Below are 22373 nucleotides of genomic sequence, written 5' to 3' on the forward strand. Positions count from 1 at the left end.
CCGAGGCGAACAGGTCTTCGCAGCATCCCACGAGCTGGGTCTGCCGCAGCGCGAGGTCGGAGATGACGCGATTGATGGCCTCTGCGCCCAGGCGGTGGTAGATGACGTCGGTCGCCGCGTTGTCGCTCATGGTCATCATGTTCAGGGCCAGATCGCGCCAGCTCATCTCCACGTCGTCCGCGAAGCCGGCCGTGCCCACCCCTCCGATGCGGTAGCGCGCCGTCACGGTCGTGCGCGCCGCGGGGTCGAGCTCTCCCGCGGCGACCGCGCGGACGAAAGCGGTCAGCACCAGGATCTTGAAGACCGAGGCGAGCACCACCGGCTCATCGGCGCCAACGGTCACTTCAGGACCGCCCTCGACACCGATCTCCCTGGCATGGAGGAAGCCCGTGGCTCCTGCCTCTGCGAAGATCTCGGCGATCCGTCGTTCGACGCCCGTCGTGTCCGTTTCCGGTACGGCGGCCGCGATGCTGCTCATGCGTCCACCCGGCGGTCGGCTCGTCCGGTGTGCAGGTACAGAGCACGTCCGCTGCCGTCGTCGCCGACGAAGGCGTGCGGCATGCGCATCCCGTTCTGCGCTTCGCGGGGGAGCAGGGTGTCGCCGGCCCAGCCGATCAGCTCGACGGGCTCCGGTGCCGGCCCCAGTTCGGCGAAGATCCCCTTCATGGTGCGTTCCAGCCAGATGCGGCCATCGTCGTCGACCCGCACGGTGGAGTCGGAGACCGACGACGAGTACGTGCCGAGGACGCGCTCGAGGTCGATCGCGACCGGGGAGTCGGGGATCGACGGCAGCTCCGGGACCGTGACCCCGGCGAGGGCGGCCAGCACCTTCGACGTGATGGCATGGTACGCATCGACCGTGCGTCCGCCGTTCGTGAGCACCGCCACCGCGACTCCCGCGCCCGGCACCATGCGCAGGAATGCGTTCTGGCCGATCGTGCCACCGTCGTGGCCGATCACGGGTCCGCCGTCCCAGTCGAAGATCTCCCAGCCCAGACCCCAGGCGTCGCCCATCAGTCCGAGTTCGGGCAGGTCGACCTGCCGTTCCTGCATGGCCAGCACGCTCTGCTCCGAGAGCACCCTTGTGCCGTCGGCGGCGACGCCGCCGTCCAGATGCATGCGGGCGTAGGTCACCAGGTCTCGCGCCGTCATGGCGAGCATCGATCCCGCGGGGGCGTTCGAGCGCACCAGGCTCCACACCGGCGCCGGCACGGGTTCGTCGCTGCCCTCCGCGGGGATGTGCCCGAGCGCCGCGCGGAACATGATCGCCTCCGCGGCCGTGGTGGCGACGTGAGTGAGCCCCAGGGGAGCAGCGAGGTGGGTACGCAGCGCCTGATCGTAGGACGTGCCGCGCAGCACTTCGACGATGCGGCCGAGCACCACGAACGCGGCGTTGTTGTACGAGAACCGCTCGCCGGGAGCGAAGAGCTGCGGGGCGTCGGCGATCGTCGCGAGGTACTTCTCCACCGCGTCGTCGCCCACTCCGGTGTCGTTGAACAGGTCGCCCTCGAACCCGCTCACGTGGCTCAGCAGCTGACGAGGGGTGATCGCGCTCGCCGCCGTGTCGTCGCCGATCGTGAACTCCGGCACCACCTCGCGCACCGGGGCGTCGAGGTCGAGCAGACCCTCGTCGACGAGCTGCATGATCAGCGTGGCCGTCCAGGTCTTCGTGATGGACCCGATCTGGAAGACCGAGTCCTCGTCGGCTTCGACGCCGGTGTTGCGATTGAGGATCCCGGCTGCGGTGGTGAAGATCTCGCCACCGGCCAGGATCGCGACGGATGCGGCAGGGATATGCGCGTCGGCCAGCATCGTGGGAAGGTTCTCCCGCACCCAGCTGCCGATTTGGTTCAGGTCGGACACGTGCGCTCCTCTTCGTCGAGTGGGCCGTCGTCTTCGGGCGACGGCGATGGGGCCGAGACTATTCGGGCGATCCGACGCCTCGTTGGTTCCCGGCGACGAGACTTGCGCAGACCTTGGTGCGGCCGGACGAACGTTCCCCGAGTCAGCGCCGCCGCACGGCGCGCAGGCCCACATGGAGCAGTTCGGGGCCGCCTTCCGTCTCGTCGAGGAGACGACCGACGGGCTGGGCGGCATCCGTGATCAGGGCGCCGTCGGCACGCACACGCAGTCGCAGGGGCGGCCGCGGAGGGATGCCGAGCGCGGCGATGTCCGCGCGCAGCACCATCGCGAACTCGAGAGCATCACCCGCGCGGGTCACGTCGTAGTGCCACTGCCCGGCGTCGTAGATGCCCACCACGTCGTCGAGCCTGTCCGCGGGGCCGAGCTCGACCTTCTCCGGCGCCTTCTCGATGCCGCGAAGGTTGCGGAAGCACCAGTCGACGACGGCCGTCCCCAGCGCTTTCCCGCCACCGCTGTTGGTCAGGACCGTGACCGCGAGGTCTTCGTCGGGGGCGAGGACGAATTCGCTGAGCTGCGTGTCGGCGATGTTCCCTCCGTGCATCACGACCCGCGCCGAACCGTGATGGCCGAGCAGCCACGGCAGACCGATCGCATCGACGGGCGGGCCGGCCGCGAGGTGGGGCTGCTGCATCAGGAGTCGCGTGGCGTCGCTGACCGGCGTCGTTCCCGAGGTCTCGCCGCGCATCTGGAAGCGGGCGTATGCGAGCTGATCGCGTACGGACGACACGATCCCGCCCTCCGGTGCGATGTCACGGGTCAGCGGCCAGTGCGGGAACGTCGTCATCGCTCCTGACCCGTCGGGGACGTGACCCACCGCGTGCGGGCGGGCGATCACATCCCAGGGGAAGAAGAACGTCTCCGACAAGCCCAGAGGATCGAGCACGACGCGCTGCACGGCACGTTCGAACGTCTCGCCGGTGACCCGCTCGATCACATGGCCGAGCAACCGGATTCCCGCGTTGCTGTACGAAGCGATGGTGCCGGGAGGGAAGAGCTGCGGGAGCTCGGCGAAGGTCGCGACGTTGCGGGCGAGGGCATCGTCGTCCCACCCGGGGCGCTCATCCGCATCGCCGAGGAAGCCGCCGGAGTGGGTGAGGAGGTGCCGGATGCGCAGCTCAGCCAGCGCCTCCTCGTCGGCGAGCCGGAAGTCGGGGAGCACCTCGATCACGCGGGTATCGAGGTCGATGGCCCCGGTCTCGACCAGATGCATCGCGACCGTCCCGGTGAAGGTCTTCGACGTGGAGCCGATCTGGAACAGGGTGCGCTCCGTCACGGCTGCGCCCGTGTCGACCGCCGCGACACCGGTCGTCGAGACGATCTCCCTGTCCCCGTCGATCACCCCGACGACCGCGCCAGGCACGTTCAGGGCAGCGGCCGTCTCATCGAGGAACCCCTGCAGGTCTGCGCTCGTCCCCTGTGTTGTGCTCATGATGCATCCCCCCGTACGGCGCGCCCCGGAAGCGCAGCGGTCACGAGCTCTCCTTCGTGCACGACGCGAGTGCCGTGCACGAACAGCTCCCGTACGCCCTGCGACGGTCGGGTCGGATCGGCGTAGGTCGCCCTGTCGCTCAGCGTCGTCGGGTCGATCACCACCACGTCCGCATCCGCTCCGACGGTCAGATGCCCCTTGCTTCGCATCCCGGATGAGACCTCGTCCAGCACGCGCGCGGGCAGGAAGGAGCAGCGGCGGAAGGCGTCGAGCCAGCTCCACGTGCCGCTCTCGAGCACCATGAGCCGGAGCGACTTGGCGAACGTGCCGGCGGTGCGCGGATGCGTGTGCCCACCGGCAGGGAGCGGCCAGTCGCGCTGCTCGTACAGCGTGCGGCCGTCGATCCCCGTCCAGGAGACCGGCATCGCGTCGCTCGCCACGATCGCGTCGGGGTAGGCGAGTGCGCGGTGCAGGTGCGCGCGGTCGAACGGATCGGCCTCGTCGAGGAACGTCACGATGCAGGTCGCTCCGGGGTCGGTCGCCCGCACCTCCCGCAGCCGGGCTTCGTCGGCGATGCGCTCGCCGGTGTCCACGAGCACCAGCGAGCTCGGGGTGATGCCCAGGCCCGGGAGCTTCTCGGGGGCGAGGAAGAACGCGCCGATCGCGGTGCTGCCCGCGCCGTAGGGGTAGGCCTCGACCGTGACGCGGGACCCGGCGGCGCGGCTGCGGTCGATCAGCCCCAGCACGCGGTCCACGTGCCGCAGCGAGGTGCTGTTCACGTGGCAGTGGTGCATCGCGGCACCCGTCTCGGCGGCGGCGCGGACGAGCTCCTCAGAGCCGTCGATCGGAGTGCGGGGGTCGGCTTCGATCAGCTCTCGCACATGCGTGAAGGTCGGAGCGTGCGCGGCGGCGGCGAGGCGAGAGAGGTCGAGGTACTCGTCCGGATCGGAGCGCGGCGCGTACCCCATGAGCACGCCGATGCCGAGGGCACCGGCCCCCAGCTCGTCCTCCAACAACCCCAGCCAGCGGCGGCGCTCCGCGGGGGAGGACGAGCGCTGCCACTCCGGCTTGCCGAGCAGGTCCATCGACGCGGTGAAGTCGGCGACGGGCACCCGGTCGAGGTGCGCGTACGCCCGCGCCTGCGACCAGGAGGCCGAGAATCCGTAGTTCAGCGGTCGGCCGTCCGCGGCGGCACGGGCGAGGGCTTCGGCGATGGGCATGAGTCCGGCTTCGAGGTCGAGTGCCGTGGTGACGCCGTCCATCGCCTGCAGCCGCTGTCCCGCGATGGAGTGCACGTGGCTGTGCAGGTCGACGAACCCCGGCCCGACGATGAGACCGGTGGCGTCAACCACCTCGGCATCGGCTGGCGCCGTGAGTCCGTCGCCGAGAGCCGCCACGCGCCCGTCGGCGAGGAGGAGGTCGGTGATCCGGTCGGTCTCCGTCTTCGGGTCGATGACGCGCCCGCCGCGCAGCAGAGTGTCCACGCTGTCACCCTGCCATGCGGGACGAGGGCGATCCGGTGCGGTGCGACGAAACCGGATGGTGGTTCCGGTGCCGCCGTACAACCCGTTCTGCGCGCCCCGGGTCCACGGGGAGGTGCACGGGAAGGCGTCGACAGACATAATGTACTGGGGATGTGACCGTGCACACGCGAGGAGGCAAGTGATGTCCACCGCCTCCGAGCGCGCCCGCCTGCCGAGTATCCGCGACGTCGCCCGCCTCGCCGGTGTCTCGCATCAGACCGTGTCCCGCGTGCTCAACGACCATCCGAGCATCCGGCCAGAGACGAAGGCGAAGGTGCTCGACGCCATCTCGGTCCTCGACTACCGGCCCAATCTCGCCGCGCGCGCCCTGGTCACCAGCAAGTCGAACATGCTGGGGATCCTGTCCGCGACGATCGGCGAGTTCGGACCCACCTCATCCATCGCCGGCATCGAGGATGCGGCGCGGGAGGAGGGCTATTCGGTCTCGACGCTGAACCTCGCCGACACGACGCCGGAGGCGATCGGCCATGCGGTGCGGCAGCTGTCGCGTGAGCAGGCCGATGGGATCGTGGTGCTCGCCCCCCAGGTGCGGGTCTTCCATGTCCTGCGCGGCATGTCCGTCGACATGCCGTTCGTGACGCTGCAGACGGCGTCCGGATCCGACGGCGTGAGTCTGTCGGCGGACCAGGTGGCCGGTGCGAAGGCGGCAACGGAGCACCTCATCTCCCTCGGACACAGCGACATCCTGCACCTGGCCGGTCCCCAGGACTGGATCGAGGCGGAGTCGCGCATGCGGGGCTATCTGGACGGATTGCGTGAGGCCGATCTGCCCACGTTCCCGCCCATCCGTGGCGACTGGACGGCGGACTTCGGGTATTTCGCGGGCAAGGAGCTCTCGCTTCGACGCGACTTCACGGCGGTGTTCGCTGCGAACGACCTGATGGCCATCGGTCTGATGCACGGGTTCCGGGATTCGGGGGTGCGGGTGCCGCACGACGTGAGTGTCATCGGCTTCGACGACATCCCCGTCGCGGCACACGTCGCTCCGACGTTGAGCACCGTGCACCAGGACTTCCCGGAGCTCGGTCGTCGGGCGGTGCGGATCCTGCTCGCGGAGATCCGCGGCGAGCAGGTGCCGGCCTTCGGTCCGCTGCAGACGATCCTGCGCGCCCGCGAATCCGCCGTCGCCCGCTGACTCGTTCCCGGCGGCGCTGCGCGAAGGCTCGCGAACCCATCGAATCCTTTCGATCCGCGCTGTCGCCCGGGGGCTCGCGATCGCGCGCATCTCGGCAGTGTCACGGTCCGGAATCGAAATGCCGATGCCGACTTGACAGCGGTCCCGACGAAGACGACGATATAGCGATGTGAACGGTCACATCGAAGGTGACCGCACGTCGCGAGGAAGATCCGTGAGCACCACAGCAACGTTGCCTACCGTGTCAGGCCCCATCCTGGAGATGCGCAGCATCACCAAGGAGTTCCCCGGGGTCAAGGCGTTGGCCGACGTCTCCATCACCGTCCGAGCCGGCGAGATCCACGCGATCTGCGGTGAGAACGGCGCCGGGAAGTCGACCCTGATGAAGGTCCTGTCCGGGGTGTACCCCTACGGGACCTACGACGGCGAGATCCTGCTCTACGGCGAGGAGCAGCGGTTCAGGGACATCGCGGCCAGCGAGCAGGCGGGCATCGCGATCATCCACCAGGAGCTCGCCCTCATCCCCGAGCTCTCGGTCACCGAGAACATCTTCCTCGGCAATGAGATCCAGCGCGGTGGCCGCATCGACTGGACGGCTCAGAAGGAGCGGGCCATCGAGCTCCTCGCCCGCGTCGGGCTGAGCGAAGACCCCGACGCGCAGATCAAGACCCTCGGCGTCGGCAAGCAGCAGCTCATCGAGATCGCGAAGGCGCTCAACAAGGACGTCAAGCTCCTGATCCTCGACGAGCCGACCGCCGCGCTCAACGAGAACGACTCGCAGCATCTGCTCGACCTGATCCTCGGGCTGAAGGCCAAGGGCATCGCGTCGATCATGATCAGCCACAAGCTCAACGAGATCGAGCAGATCGCCGACGAGATCACCATCATCCGCGACGGCCGCACGGTCGAGACGCTCGACATCTCGCGCGGAGAGATCAACGAGGACCGCATCATCCGCGGCATGGTCGGTCGTTCCCTCGAGAGCCGCTACCCGGATCGCACCCCCGAGATCGGCGAGGTGTTCTTCGAGGTCAAGGACTGGTGGGTGCAGCACCCGACCGTGCCCGAGCGCATGGTCGTCAAGGGCTCGAACATCAACGTGCGCCGCGGCGAGGTCGTCGGCATCGCCGGTCTCATGGGAGCGGGTCGCACCGAGTTCGCCATGAGCATCTTCGGGCGCTCGTACGGCACCTTCCTCTCCGGAACCCTGATCAAGGACGGCCAGGAGGTCGCCCTGCACGACGTCGCCTCGGCGATCAAGCACGGGCTCGCGTACGTCAGCGAAGACCGCAAGGTGCTCGGACTCAACCTGCTCGACACGATCAAGCGGTCCATCGTCGCGGCGAAGCTCTCCAAGATCGCGCACAACGGCGTCGTCGACTCCCGTGAGGAGTTCTCGGTGGCTGAGCGCTACCGCAAGGCGCTGCGCATCAAGACGCCGTCGGTCGAAGAGGGCGTCGGCAAGCTCTCCGGTGGAAACCAGCAGAAGGTCGTGCTGGCCAAGTGGATGTTCACCGATCCCGACCTGCTGATCCTCGACGAGCCGACCCGCGGCATCGACGTGGGCGCGAAGTACGAGATCTACGCGATCATCAACGAGCTCGCCGCCCAGGGCAAGGGTGTCATCGTCATCTCCAGCGAGCTTCCCGAACTCCTCGGCATCTCCGACCGCATCTACACCGTCTTCGAGGGTCGGGTCACCGACTGCATCCCGGCCGATCAGGCGACACCCGAGGACCTCATGCGCAGCATGACCTCCACGAACCAGAAAGCATCCGCATGACCACCGACACCACCGCAACGAAGCGCGGCTTCCACTTCAAGGACATCACGAAGATGTTCGGGGGAGGGCAGTCGACCCTCCGTCAGTTCGGCATCCTCGGCAGCCTCGTCGTGATCCTGGTCGTCTTCCAGGTGCTGACGTGGATCTTCAAGGGCACCGGACTGACGCTGTCCTCCGGCAACCTGATCAACGTCGTCAACCAGTACTCGTACATCCTGATCCTGGCCATCGGCATGGTGATGGTCATCATCATGGGTCATATCGACCTCTCCGTCGGATCCGTCGCCGCGTTCACGGGCATCGTCGTGGCCAAGGCCATGGCCGACTGGAACCTCCCCTGGCCGCTGGGCATCCTGCTCGGTCTCGGTGTCGGCGTGCTGGTCGGTGCCTGGCAGGGGTTCTGGGTCGCCTACGTCGGGGTGCCGGCGTTCATCGTGACGCTGGCGGGCATGTTGTTCTTCCGAGGCGCGAACCAGTGGGTCGGCGACTCGCAGTCCGTGCCGGTGCCGCAGGGCTTCAAGGTGATCGGTGCCGGCTACCTGCCCGAGCTGCCGTTCATCCCGGTGCCGTTCAACGTGTTCACGATGCTCCTCGCCCTTCTCGGGGTGGCCTGGATCGTGTTCTGGGAGTTCCGCACGCGTCGCATCCAGCGCAAGATGGGTGCCGACATGGCGCCGGCGTGGGTGAGCGTCACCAAGGTCGTGCTGATCTCCGCCGTGATCCTGATCGCGGGCTGGCTGTTCGCCACCGGGCGCGAGGGCACCAGCTTCCCGATCTCCGGCATCATCCTGCTCGCCCTGGTCATCCTCTACTCGTTCATCACGAACAACACCGTCTTCGGTCGCCACATCTACGCGGTCGGCGGCAACCGGCAGGCTGCGCGCCTGTCGGGTGTGAAGGACCGCTGGGTCGACTTCTTCGTGATGATGAACATGTCGGTGCTCGCGTCGCTGGCCGGCATGATCTACGTCGCCAGGGCGACCGCCTCCGGTCCCCAGGACGGCAACGGCTGGGAGCTGGATGCGATCGCCTCGGTCTTCATCGGTGGCGCGGCCGTCTCCGGCGGGATCGGAACCGTGATCGGGTCGATCATCGGTGGTCTCGTGATGGCCTTCCTCAACAACGGTCTCGCCCTCCTGGGCGCCGGTGCCGACGTGGTGTCCATGATCAAGGGCCTCGTGCTGCTGTTCGCCGTCGGTGTCGACGTCTGGAACAAGCAGCAGGGCCGCCCGTCGATCATCGGATTCCTCACGCGTCGATTCGGCCGCAAGCAGGACCCGGCGACCGACACGTTCGATCCGACCAAGACGAACTACCCCACCAGCCAGAAGTACGAAGCCCCCGCCGTCGAAGAGACGCGCGGATAGTAGGGGCCCAGGCGCGTACCGCACGCGCACCTGGACCTTCACACACCAGAGAAAGAGATCACATGAAGAAGATTCTTCTGTCGGCGACAGCGCTTGTCGTCGCGGGCGCCTTCGCCCTCACCGGCTGCTCCTCGGAGCGCGGTGGCACCGGATCGGGAGCGGGGGAGGAGACCGCCAAGGGCTTCGCCGCCGACGCCACGATCGGTGTCGCCCTTCCGGACAAGACCTCGGAGAACTGGGTTCTCGCCGGTCAGCTGTTCACGGACGGTCTCGAGAAGGCCGGGTTCAAGGCCGACGTGCAGTACGCGCCGGCCAGCAACACGGTCGCCGAGCAGCAGAACCAGATCCAGGCGATGGTCACCGGCGGTGCCAAGGTCATCATCATCGGCGCGAAGGACGGCAAGCAGCTCGCCACCCAGGTCGAGGCCGCCCGTGACGCCGGCGTCACGGTCATCGCGTACGACCGTCTGATCGAGAACACCGAAGCCGTCGACTACTACGTGGCGTTCGACAACTTCAAGGTCGGTCAGCTGCAGGGTCAGGCTCTGCTCGACGGGCTCGCCGAGCGCGCGGGTCACGAGGCTCCGTACAACATCGAGCTGTTCTCGGGCTCGCCCGATGACGCGAACTCGGCCGTGTTCTTCAACGGTGCGATGGACGTGCTGCAGCCGAAGATCGATGACGGCACGCTGAAGGTCGTGTCCGGCCAGACCGAGATCGCCCAGACGGCGACCGAGGGCTGGAAGGCGGAGAACGCTCAGCGCCGCATGGACTCGCTCCTGACGTCGACGTACAGCTCCGAGACGCTCGACGGCGTCCTGTCCCCGAATGACACCCTCGCTCGCGCCATCATCACCTCGGTGCAGGGTGCGGGCAAGCCGGTCCCGGTGGTCACGGGTCAGGACTCCGAGGTCGAGTCGGTGAAGTCGATCATGGAGGGCGTCCAGTACTCCACGATCAACAAGGACACCACGCTCCTCGTCGAGCAGTCGATCAAGATGGTCGGCCAGCTCCAGAAGGGCGAAGAGGTCGACGTCAACGACACCGAGCAGTACGACAACGGCGTGAAGGTCGTTCCGGCCTACCTGCTCGACCCGATCATCGTCACCAAGGAGAACGCGGCAGAGGCCTACGCCAACGTCCCGAGCCTCCTCGAGATCGTGAAGTCGTACCAGTAAGACACATCGCTCCGCGACGCTCGTCGTCGCGGAACACGAGCCGTCCGGACCCTCGGGTCCGGGCGGCTCGTTCGCGTTGCGAGGGTGCTCGCGTCGGGTGGCTCCGATGATTACGGTGAAGGTGTGAAGCTCGCTCTGCGTCCGATGATCCCCGCCGATGCGGAGACGTTCGCGTCGTGGGCCGAGGATCCGGTGTTCCGCGCACACGCGGGGTGGAGCCAGGACATGACGGTCGATCGAGTCGCCTCGTGGTGGCGCGAGATCATCGAACACCCCGACCCCCGCTTTCTCGGCGCCGATTCGCGGTACCTGCGGTTCCACTTGTCACGGGCCGATTGGGTACGCGGCAGTCCGTTCAGGTCGGCACGCTGATCAGAAGCGTGCTCCTGAGGCGTGCTCCTGAGGCGTGCTCCTGAGGCGTGCTCCTGCGAGGTGTCTCAGAAGCGCGGGCGAACTGACTCGTCCGGTGCCGGCTCGTCTGGCGGTGACTCGTCGGTGAACACCACCGTGTTCTGGGGCGGTGGGCGGTCGATGTACTCGCGCCCGGTCGGGCTCGTCCATGCCAAGACGCCACCGTGGTGCTGCTCGACATGCCAGGGGGAATGGTGTTTGAGCATGTGATGTCGTCGGCAGAACGCGGAGAGGTTCGATTCGCAGGTGGCACCGCCGCTCGAGGCCGCATGATTGTGGTCGAGGTCGCATTTTCGGGCGACGATCCCGCACCCGGGGAATCGGCAGCGTTGATCTCGGGCTCGAAGGTGCCGTCGCAGCCGCGCGTTCGGTCGGTAGCGATCCACCGCGAGCATCTCGCCGGAGATCGGATGCGTGAGCACCCGATCCCACCCGGAGGCGAGACCGGCGAGTGCTCGAGCAGTCGCCGTGTCGATCGGAACCACACCGTCGAGCTCGGCCGGCGGCGGCACGGAACCTGCTCGCGGCGGCACGGAACCGGGCACGAACGGGAGCCCCTGTCGTGTGGCATCGTCGCGGCCCATCAGCGTCATCACCGGAACCGTGACCTCGACGCGGGCCTCGATCTCTCCGAGCAGGCCGTCGGCGGTGTCGTGTCCGGTGGGCGTTCCGGTCAGCACGAGGTCGGTCAGCAGGTCAGTGCGCAGCTGATCGACCGTACGCGCCTCGCGGTCGTGCTCCTCGGTGGTGCTTACATCAGCGGTGCTTACATCAGCGGTGCCTTCATCAGCGGTGCCTTCATCAGCGGTGCCTTGATCAACAACGGCGCTCTGCTGCTTCACCGCATGAGCCATCTGCGAGAGCCGATCGAACATACCGTGCACGAGCACGGCGGGAGCCTGGACGCCGAGCTCGGCCATGCCGTCTTCGAGGTCGCGCACCCAGACCCGACGCCTCTCCCGCGCATCGAGGTGCCTCTCGGTGAGCGTGCGCTCCTGGAACCGCTCCGCGAGCCGGCGGGCCAGCCTGCGCAGCCGGTTGGGGGATTCGCCCGCGGCCAGTTCCACCGCCTCGTCAGCGAACGCCTGTCGATCCGCCGCGTGCTCGAGGTGCGCGCCCGCATCGACGATGACGCGCGAATGCGCCGCGCTGATGCGCCCCTCGCCCTGGGCCCGCCACACGGCCGGGAAGCGTTCGACCAGCCAGGAGGCGTCGGCCATCCGCCGTTCCACCGTGCGGTCGCTCACGCGCTGTGCGGCCCCGATCTCGGCGGCCACGGCGCGGATTGCCATGTCTCCCCGGTCGGGGTGCTCCGCGGCGCGGGCGATGTCGACGGCGAGGCGCCCTGCCATCGCCAGCATGCCGTCGCGAGCGGCGTGCATGCTGCTCAGCGTGGCCTCCGCCGCTTCGAGCGACGCGACCAGATCGGCGAGCATCGCCATCTGGGTGTCCGTCGCGTCGAGCAGTGCGTTCATGGACTCAGTCCATCATGGGCCACCGACATTCCGACGGCGGCGGCACTCGGGTGAGATCGCTCAGCCGCGAAGCTCTCGGGTCGCCTGGCCGGTGCGCTGCAGCGCGTCGACCGTCTCGGCGTAGCGGCGCTTGGCGACGCCGAGGAACAGGCAGTCCACGAGGGTGAGCTGGGCGATGCGACTCACCATCGCCCCCGCGCGGAAGCTCGACTCGCGCACCTCGGTGAACAGCGCATGGTCGGCCGCGCGGGCGAGCGGAGAGTGCTTGGCGGAGGTGACCGCGACCGTGGTCGCGCCGCTCGCACGCGCGGTCTCCAGGAACCGCACGGTCTCGAGGGTCGAACCCGAGTGCGAGAAGCCGATGGCGACCGTGCCCGCGGTGGGCAGCGCCGACACGGCGACGGCCTCGTGGGGGTCGGCGGGCATGTGGGCGTTGCGTCCGACACGGAGCAGCTTGTGGCTGAGGTCCTCGGCCACGAAGCGGCTGGCACCGAGGCCGTAGAGGAGGACGCGCTCCCCGCGGTCGATCGCGTCGACGGCAGCCTCGAGCACCTCGAAGTCGAGCCGCGCGACGGTCTCCTCGATGGCCAGCAGTTCGAGTGATGCGACCTTCGACACCGCTTCCTGCAGGGTGTCCGACTCCGAGATCTCCGACCCGTAGGCGCCCCGTGCCGAGAACTGGGCGGCCTCCTTGCCGAGTTCGGAGGCCAGGGCCATGCGCAGCGGGGCGTACCCGCTGAAGCCGATCGCCCGGCAGAAGCGCACGACCGACGCGACGGAGGTGTCGCACTCCGCGGCGAGTTCGTTGATGGTGCTGTCGATCACGACGGAGGGGTTCTCACGCACGACGAGGGCGATGCGGGCGAGGGAAGGGGTCAGCGTGGATGCTGCCGCCTCGATCGTCGACTGGATGCTCATGCCGTCCTCCGTCGTGGTGAGTGCGAGGTGTGAGGTGCGAGGTGTAAATTCTTTTTGCCGAGTCTACTTCCGATGTAGGCTCTTTTCACAGACTTTTTCGCCGATCCGGAGGAGGGCCCATGGACGCACGCGTCACGGCATCCGTCGACCTCGGCAAGTCGCGGTGCCGCGTCCTCGTCACCGGCCCCGACCGCCGGATCGAGCGTGACGGCGTCGGAGCGCCCGGACTCGCCGCAGCGGGCGGGGTGAAGAGCGCGCTCGAGGCCATCCTGCGGCTCCTGTCGGGCGACGAGGGTCTGGAGCTGGTCGGGGTGGGTGCGGCCGGCGCATGGCTCGCACCCGATGCTGCGCGGGATCTGGCCTCATCGCTCGCCGCGGCGACCGGAGCGCAGACCGCTGTCGCGTCCGACGTGGTCACCGCTCATGCGGGAGCCCTCGACGGCGGCGCCGGCGTGCTCCTCATCGCCGGGACCGGGGCGGCCGCGTTGGGCATCGACTCCGACGGCGCGCGCCTCGTCGACGGCTGGGGCCCTGAGCTCGGCGACCTCGGCAGCGGCTCGTGGCTCGGACGGGAAGCGCTGCGCGCCGTACTGCGCGCGAACGACTCGCTGGGGCCGAGCACGGTCCTCACCGCGGCGATCGCCGATCCGGTCGGCGACGTCTCCGACATCCAGGCGTGGCTCGCGGGCGGCGAGCCCCTTCCGCGGCGCCTCGCGACGCTCGCGCCCCTCGTGCTCGATGCCGCGCAGAACGGCGATGCGGCTGCCTCCGCGATCGTCGACGAGGGCGTCCGTCTGCTCACGGCGACGGCCACCGCCGCTTCCGCGCGCACCGCCGACACCGTCATCCACGGCGGTCTGACCGACCACGTCTGGTTCCGCCAGCAGCTCACGTCGTCCCTGCAGGCGGCCGAGCGTCGGGTCGTGCCCGCGCGCGGCGACGCCCTCGACGGGGCGCTGCTTCTCGCGCGCCGCACCGACCTCCCCCATGAAAGGTTCGTCCACCGTGCCGAATGACGACTCCCGCCTGACCGCCCTCCTCTCCGTGCTGGAGCGCCTCGACACCGAGGCCTCGACGACGGAGCGGGGCGACCTCGACCTGCTCGGCACGGCCGAGCTCGTGCGACGGATGAACGCGGAGGACCGCCGGGTGCCGGAAGCCGTCGCCGAGCGCGCGGAGGAGATCGCGACTGCCGTCGACGGCATCACCGAGCGGTTCCGTCGCGGCGGACGCCTCATCTACATCGGAGCGGGCACCGCGGGCCGCATCGGCGTGCTCGACGCGAGCGAGTGCCCGCCGACGTTCGGCACGGACCCCTCGATGGTGGTCGGTCTGATCGCGGGTGGTGAGACGGCCATCCGCTCCGCCGTCGAGAACGCCGAGGACGACGACGCGGCCGCCGAGGCGTCGCTGCGCGAGCTCGGACTCACCGAGCGCGACACGGTGGTGGGCATCTCGGCCTCCGGCCGTACTCCTTACGTCGTCGGCGGCCTGACGTACGCGCGCGGCATCGGCGCGTTCACGGTGGCGATAGCGTCGAACGCCGACTCCGAGATCGGGGCCGTGGCCGAGGTCGCGATCGAGGTCGTCACCGGACCCGAGTTCATCTCCGGGTCCACGCGGCTGAAGTCCGGGACGGCGCAGAAGCTCGTCGTGAACATGCTCACGACGCTGTCGATGATCAACCTCGGCAAGACGTATCGCGGCGTCATGGTCGATCTGCTGGCCACGAACGAGAAGCTGCACGCCCGTTCGATCCGCACGGTGTCGCAGCTGTCCGGCGTCGACACCGCGGGGGCGGCCACGGCGCTGCAGGCGGCGGACGGCTCGGTCAAGCTCGCGCTGCTGATGCTCGCCGCCGATGCGACGGCGGATGCTGCGGCGTCCGCGCTCGACGAGGCCGACGGGATCCTTCGCGACGCCATCACCGCGCTCGCCTGATCGGCGCGCTTCCCGCGCGTCCGATACGGTATGCGGATGCCCCTCGCTCTGATCACCGGCGCTGCGCGCGCCGACAGCATCGCCGCCGGAATCGTCCCCCGACTGCGCGCCGCCGGCTGGACCGTCGTCACCAGCGACCTGCGCGATGCCGACCACCCCGCCGACCTCTCCACGGTCGAGGGGCCCGAAGCGCTGATCGCGGAGGTGACGGCGACTCATGGACCGATCACCGCGCTCATCCTGAGCCACGCGCACGATGTGGAGTCAGGAGTGCTCGACACCACAGCGGAGAGCTTCGATCTGCACGTCGCCGTGAACGCGCGAGCGACCCTGCTGCTGATCGCGGCCTTCGCACGTCAGGTCGGCGACGACGGGGGAGTGGTCCTGGCGTTGACCAGCGACCACGTGACCGGCAACCTCCCCTACGGCGCGTCGAAGGGGGCGCTCGACCGCCTCGTCATCTCCGCGGCGCGCGAGCTCGGCCCCCGGGGGATCTCCGCGAACGTGCTGAACCCCGGACCGGTCGACACCGGCTGGATGGACGACGAGACGCGCACGGGCCTGGCCGGGATGACCCCGCTCGGACGCCTCGGCCGGCCCGCGGATGTGGCGGCCGTGGTGGAGTTCCTCGTGTCCGACGAGGGTCGCTGGATCTCGGGGCAGCTGCTGAAGTCCGACGGGGCCTTCTCGGCGCAGTACTGACTGACGCCGGGCCTGCGACCTGCGAGCGCGGTGCCTGTGCCTGTGCCCTGCAGGCTCGGCTCCGCAGGCGCAGGATCAGTGCCCGCAGGTGCAAGACCCTCCGCCGCAGCAGGCCGATGCCGCACCTCCGTGCGCCTGCGAGGACTCCGGCACGTCCATGGCCGGGTTCTGATCGAGGAACCCTGCGGGCTTGAACCAGAAGCCGGCGTAGTCGACGGGCATGATGGGCCAGTCCTCGGGGCGGGGGAAGTGCGTCAGGCCGAAGGTGTGCCAGAGCACGATGTCCTGTCCGTCGATGTCACGGTCCGCGGCGGCGTACTCCGGCAGTCCGGAGCCGCCCTGATGGGCGTTCGGGTAGCGACCGGCCGGCCAGATCTGCCCCGGCTCGAAGCGCGTCGCCCACAGGTGCTTCGTCGCGAAGGCGGCGCGCGCGGCGACGGAGGACTCCGGGTCGGCCATCAGCAGCGCGGTCGGCTCCGGGATCAGGTGGTACGCCGTCGGTCGGCCGACGTGGTTCGTCCGCGAGGCGCTCTGCACCTCCCAGACCCGCGCCACAGAGGAGTCCGCGTCGCGCTGCGCCTCCGACTCCGTGCGCAGCGGTGTCTCCGACCATGTGAAGGCGTTGCCGAAGGGGTTGTCCGCGCCCATCGGGATGCGCTGGGCATCCACCTCGACGAGCCGGTTGTCCTCGCCGTCGATCGCGACGTCGAGGCGCGCACAGAACAGGTGCTGGTGGACCGGGGCGAACACGCCGGGCGCGAGTTCGGTCGCATGCCGCTGCCGCACGCCGGGTTCACCCGCACCGGCGAACACGATGCCCGTGGCTTTGGCGACGACCTCGATCGAGCCGTCGAGGCCGAAGTTCCAGTAGAAGCCGTAGTCGTAGTTGCCGATCGTGGAGAAGTACGACACCACGAACCGACGGGAGCGGCGCACGTCGGAGCGACCGGCGAGGTCGGTGTGCTTCCAGAGGATGCCGTAGTCCTCCTCGTGCATGCAGATCACGTTCGGGATCCGTACCGGGTGGCCGTGGTCGTCGGCGACGTAGCCGTCGACGTACCGGATCACACCGAGGCAGTCGCAGCCGAGCTCGAGGTGGTTGGCGTTCTTGCCGAGCAGGTATTCGCCGGCGTCGAAGTAGCTGATCCAGAAGCGTCCGGGAGCGGTGTCGCCGTAGGGGACCACCATCTCCGGAACGCTCGCCCTGCTCAGCACGGATCGTCCCTGGAACGTGACGTCGTGCAGCACGAGTCCCTCGCGGGCGTTGAAGTCGACGCGCATCGACCAGCCCTCCCACTCCACGAGCGACCCGGTGACGGAGAAGCTGGGCCCCTCCGGCTGGGTGATCTCGATGGGCTTCAGAGTGGTGCGCGCCTCGCCCTGCACTTCGGGGTAGTAGTTGCCGTGTCCGGCCGGCACGGGCACGTCGCCATGGTCCTCGACGCGGATCACGCTGTTCGAGGTGAGGTCGATGTGCACGATGAGGCCTTCGACCGGGTGCGCCCACGGGGAGTCGTGCTCGTCGTACTTGAGGAACGTCAGCGAGCGGATCACCCGGCGGCCCACCTCGTCGGCACGCCCGGTGTATCCGGGAGCGAGGGGGCCGCAGAAGGCGAGAGCCATGTGCTCCTCGAGCCCCCGACGCTTCATCGCGGCCTGCCATTCCGGCGAGGCCTTCGCGATGCTTTCCGCGCGCTCGTACTCCTCGAACAGATACTGCGGCTGTCCGTAGGGCGGGGCGTCGTTCGGCACCCGGTGCGTGCGCAGCACCTCACGACGGGTGATCGAGACCACGACCTCCGTGGCGATCCCGGTGGCGATGTCGAGCAGTGTCACGTCGACGCGGCGGTCGACGGCGGATCCGGCGGTCCACGTCGCGAGCTCGTCCTTGGTGGGCTCGTCGGGGAGCAGCATCGGCACGCGGGTGGTCGCCGTCATCAGACCAGCGGCGTCGAGCACCTCACGGGCGGCGGCGATCTCGGTTCCGGTGAGGGGATCGTGCGGGTGCGGAGCGGCGATCTTCCCGATCGACACGGGCTGCGGAGCATGGTGGGACATCATCGACCTCACTATTTTCGAGCGACTGCTCAATAAACGGGTTGGCACGATGATAGGGCCGACAGCCCGTCCTTCGCAACGGGGCGTCTTCCCGACGAGGCGTGCGGAGGCGGGTCTCAGGCGCGCCAGGGGGCGAGCGCGGCGTCGAGCACGGCGAGGTGCGCGGCGGCGGACTGCGGCTCCGTGACCTCGACGATCTGCTGCCCGTAGGTGATGGAGCGCAGCAGCGTCACGATCGTCTCGGTCGGGGTGTCGGTGCGCAGCTCGCCGTCCTCGACCGCCTCGCGCAGCGCGAGCCGGGTGCTCTCCTGCCAGGTGGCGAGGGTGGGTACCGCCGCGTCCGGCGCGGGGGCGAGTGCTGCGAGGCGCCCCCAGAATCCGACCACGACGTGCGCCTCGGTGCGGGTGCGCTCATCGATCGGGAGCACCTCGCGCATGAGTGCGTGGAGGCGGGGGAGGCCGCGAAGTCCTGCCGTGGCCGCGGCGATGCGCTCCTCGGTGCGCCGGGTCACCTCGGCCGCGGCTGCGCGGACGACCTCGTCGAAGCCGTCGAAGTAGTGCCAGAGTGCACCCGTCGCGACGCCCAGCTCCTTCGCGACCGCCCGCGATGACACGCTCTCGTGTCCGTCGCGAGCGGCGACGGCGAGCAGCGCCTCGGCGATCTGCCTGCGGCGCTCATCGTGGTCGACGATGCGGGGCATGACTCCATCCTGGCGCATGGCGTCGAGACCTGCGGCATTGCGGTCTAGCGTTATTGAGCGATTGATCAATATACTGCGGCTGTGGTTCACCTCCTCCCCGCAGCACCGTGGCTGATGGCCGCGGCGGCGATCGTCTCCGCCGCCGCTACAGCGGCGCTCTGGCGCGCCGTGCCCTGGCAGGGGCGGCAGGCGTCGCTCATCATGGCTGCAGCCATGCTCGCGCTCGCGGCGACCGACGGCCGCAACCCGCTGGTCGGGCTCGTCCTGGGTGCCGTGCTGCTGGTCTCGGCCATGGTGGGCACGATGGGGGTGCGCGGCACGGCGGCGGCGGCGAGCTGCTGTCATCGAGCGCTGGTCTCCCTGGTGATGGCGATGTGCGCGTTCGACGGAGTGGTGGCGGCAGATCCGGTCGGAGGAGGCGCCTCGGCATCCGTGTCGTCCGGTCACGGCGGGCACGGGCTGTCGGGAGTGCTGTCGGTGCTCGTGCTGGTCGGAGTCGTCGGGGTCGTGCTGTGGACGGTCGTCGCGGAGTGGTTCGTCGCTCCCGTGCATCGAGGTCGCACGGCGCGTCTGCTCACCGTCGAGTCGTGGGCGATGGCTGCCGGCGTCGCTGTCATGTGCCTCGGATTCTGAGCGGAGCTCTCAGACGACCGCGGCCGGGCGCACGAACGCCCACGCGGCGACCGCGGCGACGGCCGCAGCCACGGTCATCGTCACCGCCATCGTGACCGCGTTCGTGCCGCCGACTCCCGCGGCGATCGGCGCGAGCGCGGGGCCGAACAGGAACGTCGACATGCCGAGCAGGGCAGAGGCGGTGCCCGCTCGTGCTCCGTGGTGGGCGAGCGCGAGGGTCTGCCCGTTGGGGCCACCCAGCCCCGAGCACAGCATGAAGCCGATCAACGCGGCGACGATGCCCGTGACGCCGACATCGGAGAGGGCGAGCGCCAGGAATGCGGTCGTCGCGACCAGCGTGGCCGAGATGCCGCCGAGGTACACGCGCAGCGGGCCACATCTGCCGACCACGAGACGGCTGAGCTGGCTGCCGGCGATGCTGGCCAGCGCTCCAGCCGCGAAAGCGAGGCTGAACGACTGCGGGCTCAGGCCGAATTCGTCCTGCAGCACGAACGACGACATCGACAGGTAGGTGAAGAAGGCGACACCGCCTCCTGCTGCGGCGCACAGCACGGCCACGAACAGACGATCGCGGACGACGGCCCCGGCATGGAGTCCGAGCGTGCGCAGACCTCCGCCGTGACGGGCGGCGGCAGGCAGGGTCTCCGGCAGGGCGAGCACGACGACCAGGAGCAGCACGACACCCACCGCGCTGAGCACGCCGAAGATGCCTCGCCAATCCATGATCAGCGCGAGCTGACCGCCGACCACGGGTGCGACGATCGGCGCGGTGCCCGAGACCAGGAACAACAGCGACAGCATGCGCGACAGCTCGACGCCCTCGAACTGGTCGCGGGCGATTGCGAGGCAGATCACGATGCCGGCCGACCCCGCGAGACCCTGCAGGAAGCGGACCACCAGCAGGACCTCGATCGTCGGGGCGAGAGCACACAGGAGGGAGAGCACGGCGAAGGCCGAGACGCCCACCATGAGCGGGAGCCTCCTGCCGAGACGATCGCTGAGCGGCCCGGCGACGAGCTGGCCGAGGCCGAGGCCGATCATGCACGCCGACATCGTCGCCTGAGCGAGCGCCTCGGTGGTGTCGAGGGACGCGGCGAGCTGCGGCAGCTGGGGCAGATACAGATCCATCGACAGCGGACCGAACGCCTCCAGCATGCCGAGCACGAGCATGGCCCGCAGCGTGCCCATCCGCGGGCGCGGGGTCGGTCCGGACGAGGTGATGCTCATCCGTCCAGGCGCAGGGTGCGCCGCAGCCAGCTGTCGCGAGCGGCGACGGCCGCCCGTGAGACCTCCGCTTCGGGGGAGAAGCCGGAGAACCCGTGATAGCCGCCGGCCCAGACGTGCAGCTCCGCGCGACCTCCCGTCGCCCAGATGCGCAGGGCGTAGTCGACCGCCTCGTCTCGGAACGTCTCGGCCGCTCCGACCTCGATGAACGCGGGCGCGAGGCCGGACAGGTCGTCGGCGCGCGCGGGCGAGGTGTACGGGGAGACCCGGTCCGTGCCGCGGTCGGATCCGGTGATGGCGTTCCAGGCCGTGTCGTTGTTGTGGCGATCCCAGGCGCCGAACCCGTCGTACTGGCGACTGGAGACGGTGTCGTTGCGGTCGTCGAGCATCGGGCAGCCGAGCAGCTGTCCTGCCAGGCGTGGGCCGCCGCGGTCGCGTGTCATCAGGGCGACGGCAGCGGAGAGCCCGCCGCCCGCGCTCATGCCGGAGGCGATGATGCGGTCCGGGTCGATGCCGAGCTCGTCGGCGTGCGCGGCCATCCACTCCAATGCCGCGTAGCAGTCCTCCGCCTGTGCGGGACCGGGATGCTCGGGGGCGAGGCGGTACTCGACGGCGACGCCGATCACGCCGTGGCGTTCCGCGAGGTCGATGAGCTCGCCCGTGCCGAAGAACCGGGTGCCGAGGACCATGCCGCCGCCGTGGATCGACAGCACGGCCGGCGCCGGTGCATACGCGGGTGCGGTCGGGCGGACGATCGTGACCTCGATGTCGGGGGCGCCGTCGGGGCCGGGGATGGTCCGATCCTCCCAGGCGACCGCCCGCCCGGCGGCCTGTGTCGCCATGGGCGGGATGATCGTCGCGAAGTGGTCGCGGTTGGCGTGGATCGTCTCGGCGCGCAGCGGGATCACCTCGACGAGGTCGACGAACGCGGTCAGCCCCGGGACGAGCGCGGGGTCGTACGGCACCGGCGCGGGGGCGGTCATCGGGCTTCCAGCCAGATCCGGCGCAGCCAGGAGGCGCGGGTGGCGAGGGCCGCGCGCGAGATCTCGGCATCCGGCATGTACATGTCGAAGCCGTGCGCGCCACCGCCCCACACGTGCAACTCCGCCTGACCGCCGGTGGCCCAGATGCGAAGCGCGTACTCGGTGTCCTCGTCGCGGAAGGCCTCCGCCTCGCCGACCTCGATGAAGGCGGGTGGGAGGGAGGCGAGGTCGGTCGCACGGCTCGGAGCGGCGTACGCCGGGGCTTCCGGGCTGAAGGCGAGGTCGTCGCCGAGCACGCACGACCAGGCGAGCAGGTTCATCTCCCGCTGCCAGGTGCCGATGCCGTCGTACTGGCGGCTCGCGACGGTGGTGTTCGTGTTGTCGATCATCGGGCACAGCAGCAGCTGCCCTGCCATGACCGGTCCGCGCCGGTCGCGGGCCATCAGCGCGACGGCCGCCGTGAGGCCACCACCGGCGCTGCCGCCTCCGACCACGATGCGATCGGGGTCGATCCCGAGGTCGGCGGCGTGGGCGTGCACCCAGAGGAAGGCGGCGTAGCAGTCTTCGACTCCGGCCGGGAAAGGGTCCTCCGGCGCGAGACGGTACTCGACGTTCACTGCGACGACGTGGTGCTCGGCGACGATGTCGACCACGCGGCCGGTCTCCCAGGAGCGGTGTCCGACGATCATGCCCCCACCGTGGATGTTCACGAAGCCGGGGAGCACCTCGTGCGCGGTGCCGACGGGACGGAACACCGTGATCTCGATGTCAGGGGCGCCGGCGGGGCCGGGGATCATCCGGTCCTCCCACTCGATCGCACGTCCGGCGATCACGGCGTCGTTGTCGGGGAACATGCGGTCGGTGCCCTCGCGCGGGAGGGTGTCGCGGGTCAGCGCCGGCTGCGGGTTCCTGTCGAGCTCATCGAGCACGGCCTGCACCTCGGGGTCGAACGGCACGGGGGTGAGGGT

The 22373-nt window shown here is 69.4% G+C and carries 20 protein-coding genes; 9 read left to right on the forward strand and 11 right to left on the reverse strand.

Annotated elements, in window-relative coordinates; genetic code table 11:
* The 4 genes from AX744_RS04925 to AX744_RS04940 all read right to left on the reverse strand — a co-directional run.
* Window positions 1-478: serine hydrolase (locus tag AX744_RS04925; RefSeq protein ID WP_197429153.1), on the reverse strand; the 478-nt coding region annotated here is incomplete at its 3' end.
* Complete coding sequence (locus AX744_RS04930) at window positions 475-1863, reverse strand: serine hydrolase domain-containing protein (RefSeq protein WP_061015573.1); 1389 nt, start codon at window positions 1861-1863, stop codon at window positions 475-477. The genes AX744_RS04925 and AX744_RS04930, both read right to left, overlap by 4 nt.
* 142 nt (window positions 1864-2005) lie before the next feature.
* Window positions 2006-3352 (reverse strand): serine hydrolase domain-containing protein, encoded by a 1347-nt coding sequence (locus AX744_RS04935; RefSeq protein ID WP_061015574.1) that lies wholly within the window; start codon window positions 3350-3352, stop codon window positions 2006-2008.
* A complete protein-coding gene (locus AX744_RS04940) occupies window positions 3349-4836 on the reverse strand; it encodes an amidohydrolase family protein (protein WP_061015575.1) in 1488 nt (495 codons plus the stop codon). Before AX744_RS04940 ends, AX744_RS04935 begins: the two co-directional genes overlap by 4 nt.
* Before the next feature lie 181 nt (window positions 4837-5017).
* Here AX744_RS04940 and AX744_RS04945 point away from each other — a divergent pair, with 181 nt between their 5' ends.
* From AX744_RS04945 to AX744_RS04965, 5 genes are all read left to right on the forward strand, one after another.
* A complete protein-coding gene (locus AX744_RS04945) occupies window positions 5018-6031 on the forward strand; it encodes a LacI family DNA-binding transcriptional regulator (RefSeq protein WP_046749709.1) in 1014 nt (337 codons plus the stop codon).
* A gap of 241 nt (window positions 6032-6272) precedes the next feature.
* Entirely contained in the window at window positions 6273-7814 is a 1542-nt protein-coding gene (gene mmsA, locus AX744_RS04950) for a multiple monosaccharide ABC transporter ATP-binding protein (protein ID WP_058632412.1), read from the forward strand.
* Window positions 7811-9181 (forward strand): multiple monosaccharide ABC transporter permease, encoded by a 1371-nt coding sequence (gene mmsB, locus AX744_RS04955; RefSeq protein ID WP_058632413.1) that lies wholly within the window; start codon window positions 7811-7813, stop codon window positions 9179-9181. The genes mmsA and mmsB overlap by 4 nt, the downstream gene beginning before the upstream one ends.
* 62 nt (window positions 9182-9243) lie before the next feature.
* Window positions 9244-10359 (forward strand): substrate-binding domain-containing protein, encoded by a 1116-nt coding sequence (locus AX744_RS04960; protein WP_058632414.1) that lies wholly within the window; start codon window positions 9244-9246, stop codon window positions 10357-10359.
* Window positions 10360-10482: 123 nt separating this feature from the next.
* On the forward strand, window positions 10483-10731 hold the full coding sequence (locus AX744_RS04965) for a hypothetical protein (protein ID WP_058632415.1): 249 nt from the start codon (window positions 10483-10485) through the stop codon (window positions 10729-10731).
* A gap of 65 nt (window positions 10732-10796) precedes the next feature.
* On the opposite strand, the gene AX744_RS04970 is transcribed toward AX744_RS04965, so the two are convergent.
* Together AX744_RS04970 and AX744_RS04975 are read right to left on the reverse strand one after the other, a co-directional pair.
* A complete protein-coding gene (locus AX744_RS04970) occupies window positions 10797-12245 on the reverse strand; it encodes an HNH endonuclease signature motif containing protein (protein WP_061015576.1) in 1449 nt (482 codons plus the stop codon).
* A 60-nt stretch (window positions 12246-12305) separates the two neighbouring features.
* Window positions 12306-13163 (reverse strand): MurR/RpiR family transcriptional regulator, encoded by an 858-nt coding sequence (locus AX744_RS04975; RefSeq protein WP_058632418.1) that lies wholly within the window; start codon window positions 13161-13163, stop codon window positions 12306-12308.
* Window positions 13164-13282: 119 nt separating this feature from the next.
* On the opposite strand from AX744_RS04975, the gene AX744_RS04980 reads away from it, so the two are divergent.
* Genes AX744_RS04980 through AX744_RS04990 form a run of 3 tightly spaced genes read left to right on the forward strand, consistent with a single transcriptional unit; the run spans window position 13283 to window position 15806 of the window.
* Window positions 13283-14179 carry an N-acetylglucosamine kinase gene (locus AX744_RS04980; RefSeq protein ID WP_058632419.1) on the forward strand — a complete coding sequence of 299 codons (897 nt, stop codon included), beginning with the start codon at window positions 13283-13285 and terminating at the stop codon, window positions 14177-14179.
* The gene (gene murQ / locus AX744_RS04985; RefSeq protein ID WP_082738405.1) at window positions 14169-15104 is read left to right on the forward strand and encodes an N-acetylmuramic acid 6-phosphate etherase; all 936 of its coding nucleotides are present in this window, start codon (window positions 14169-14171) and stop codon (window positions 15102-15104) included. Before AX744_RS04980 ends, murQ begins: the two co-directional genes overlap by 11 nt.
* 36 nt (window positions 15105-15140) lie before the next feature.
* A complete protein-coding gene (locus AX744_RS04990) occupies window positions 15141-15806 on the forward strand; it encodes an SDR family oxidoreductase (RefSeq protein ID WP_058632431.1) in 666 nt (221 codons plus the stop codon).
* Window positions 15807-15881: 75 nt separating this feature from the next.
* Here the strand turns inward: AX744_RS04990 and AX744_RS04995 are convergent, their stop codons facing one another.
* Window positions 15882-17867, reverse strand: coding sequence for a primary-amine oxidase (locus AX744_RS04995; RefSeq protein ID WP_061015578.1), 1986 nt, complete (start codon window positions 17865-17867; stop codon window positions 15882-15884).
* 113 nt (window positions 17868-17980) lie between these two features.
* The gene (locus AX744_RS05000) at window positions 17981-18565 is read right to left on the reverse strand and encodes a TetR/AcrR family transcriptional regulator (protein ID WP_061015579.1); all 585 of its coding nucleotides are present in this window, start codon (window positions 18563-18565) and stop codon (window positions 17981-17983) included.
* An 81-nt stretch (window positions 18566-18646) separates the two neighbouring features.
* On the opposite strand from AX744_RS05000, the gene AX744_RS20190 reads away from it, so the two are divergent.
* Window positions 18647-19198 (forward strand): hypothetical protein, encoded by a 552-nt coding sequence (locus AX744_RS20190; RefSeq protein ID WP_061015580.1) that lies wholly within the window; start codon window positions 18647-18649, stop codon window positions 19196-19198.
* Window positions 19199-19207: 9 nt separating this feature from the next.
* Here AX744_RS20190 and AX744_RS05010 read toward each other — a convergent pair whose 3' ends face one another.
* From AX744_RS05010 to AX744_RS05020, 3 genes are all read right to left on the reverse strand, one after another.
* Complete coding sequence (locus tag AX744_RS05010) at window positions 19208-20425, reverse strand: multidrug effflux MFS transporter (RefSeq protein ID WP_231728739.1); 1218 nt, start codon at window positions 20423-20425, stop codon at window positions 19208-19210.
* Window positions 20422-21405, reverse strand: coding sequence for an alpha/beta hydrolase (locus tag AX744_RS05015; protein ID WP_061015581.1), 984 nt, complete (start codon window positions 21403-21405; stop codon window positions 20422-20424). Before AX744_RS05015 ends, AX744_RS05010 begins: the two co-directional genes overlap by 4 nt.
* A partial coding sequence (locus tag AX744_RS05020; protein WP_082738406.1) for an alpha/beta hydrolase occupies window positions 21402-22373 on the reverse strand: 972 nt, incomplete at its 5' end. The genes AX744_RS05015 and AX744_RS05020, both read right to left, overlap by 4 nt.

It is taken from the genome of Microbacterium sp. CCH5-D1, from assembly GCF_001557335.1.
GTDB classification, from domain to species: Bacteria; Actinomycetota; Actinomycetes; order Actinomycetales; family Microbacteriaceae; genus Microbacterium; species Microbacterium oxydans.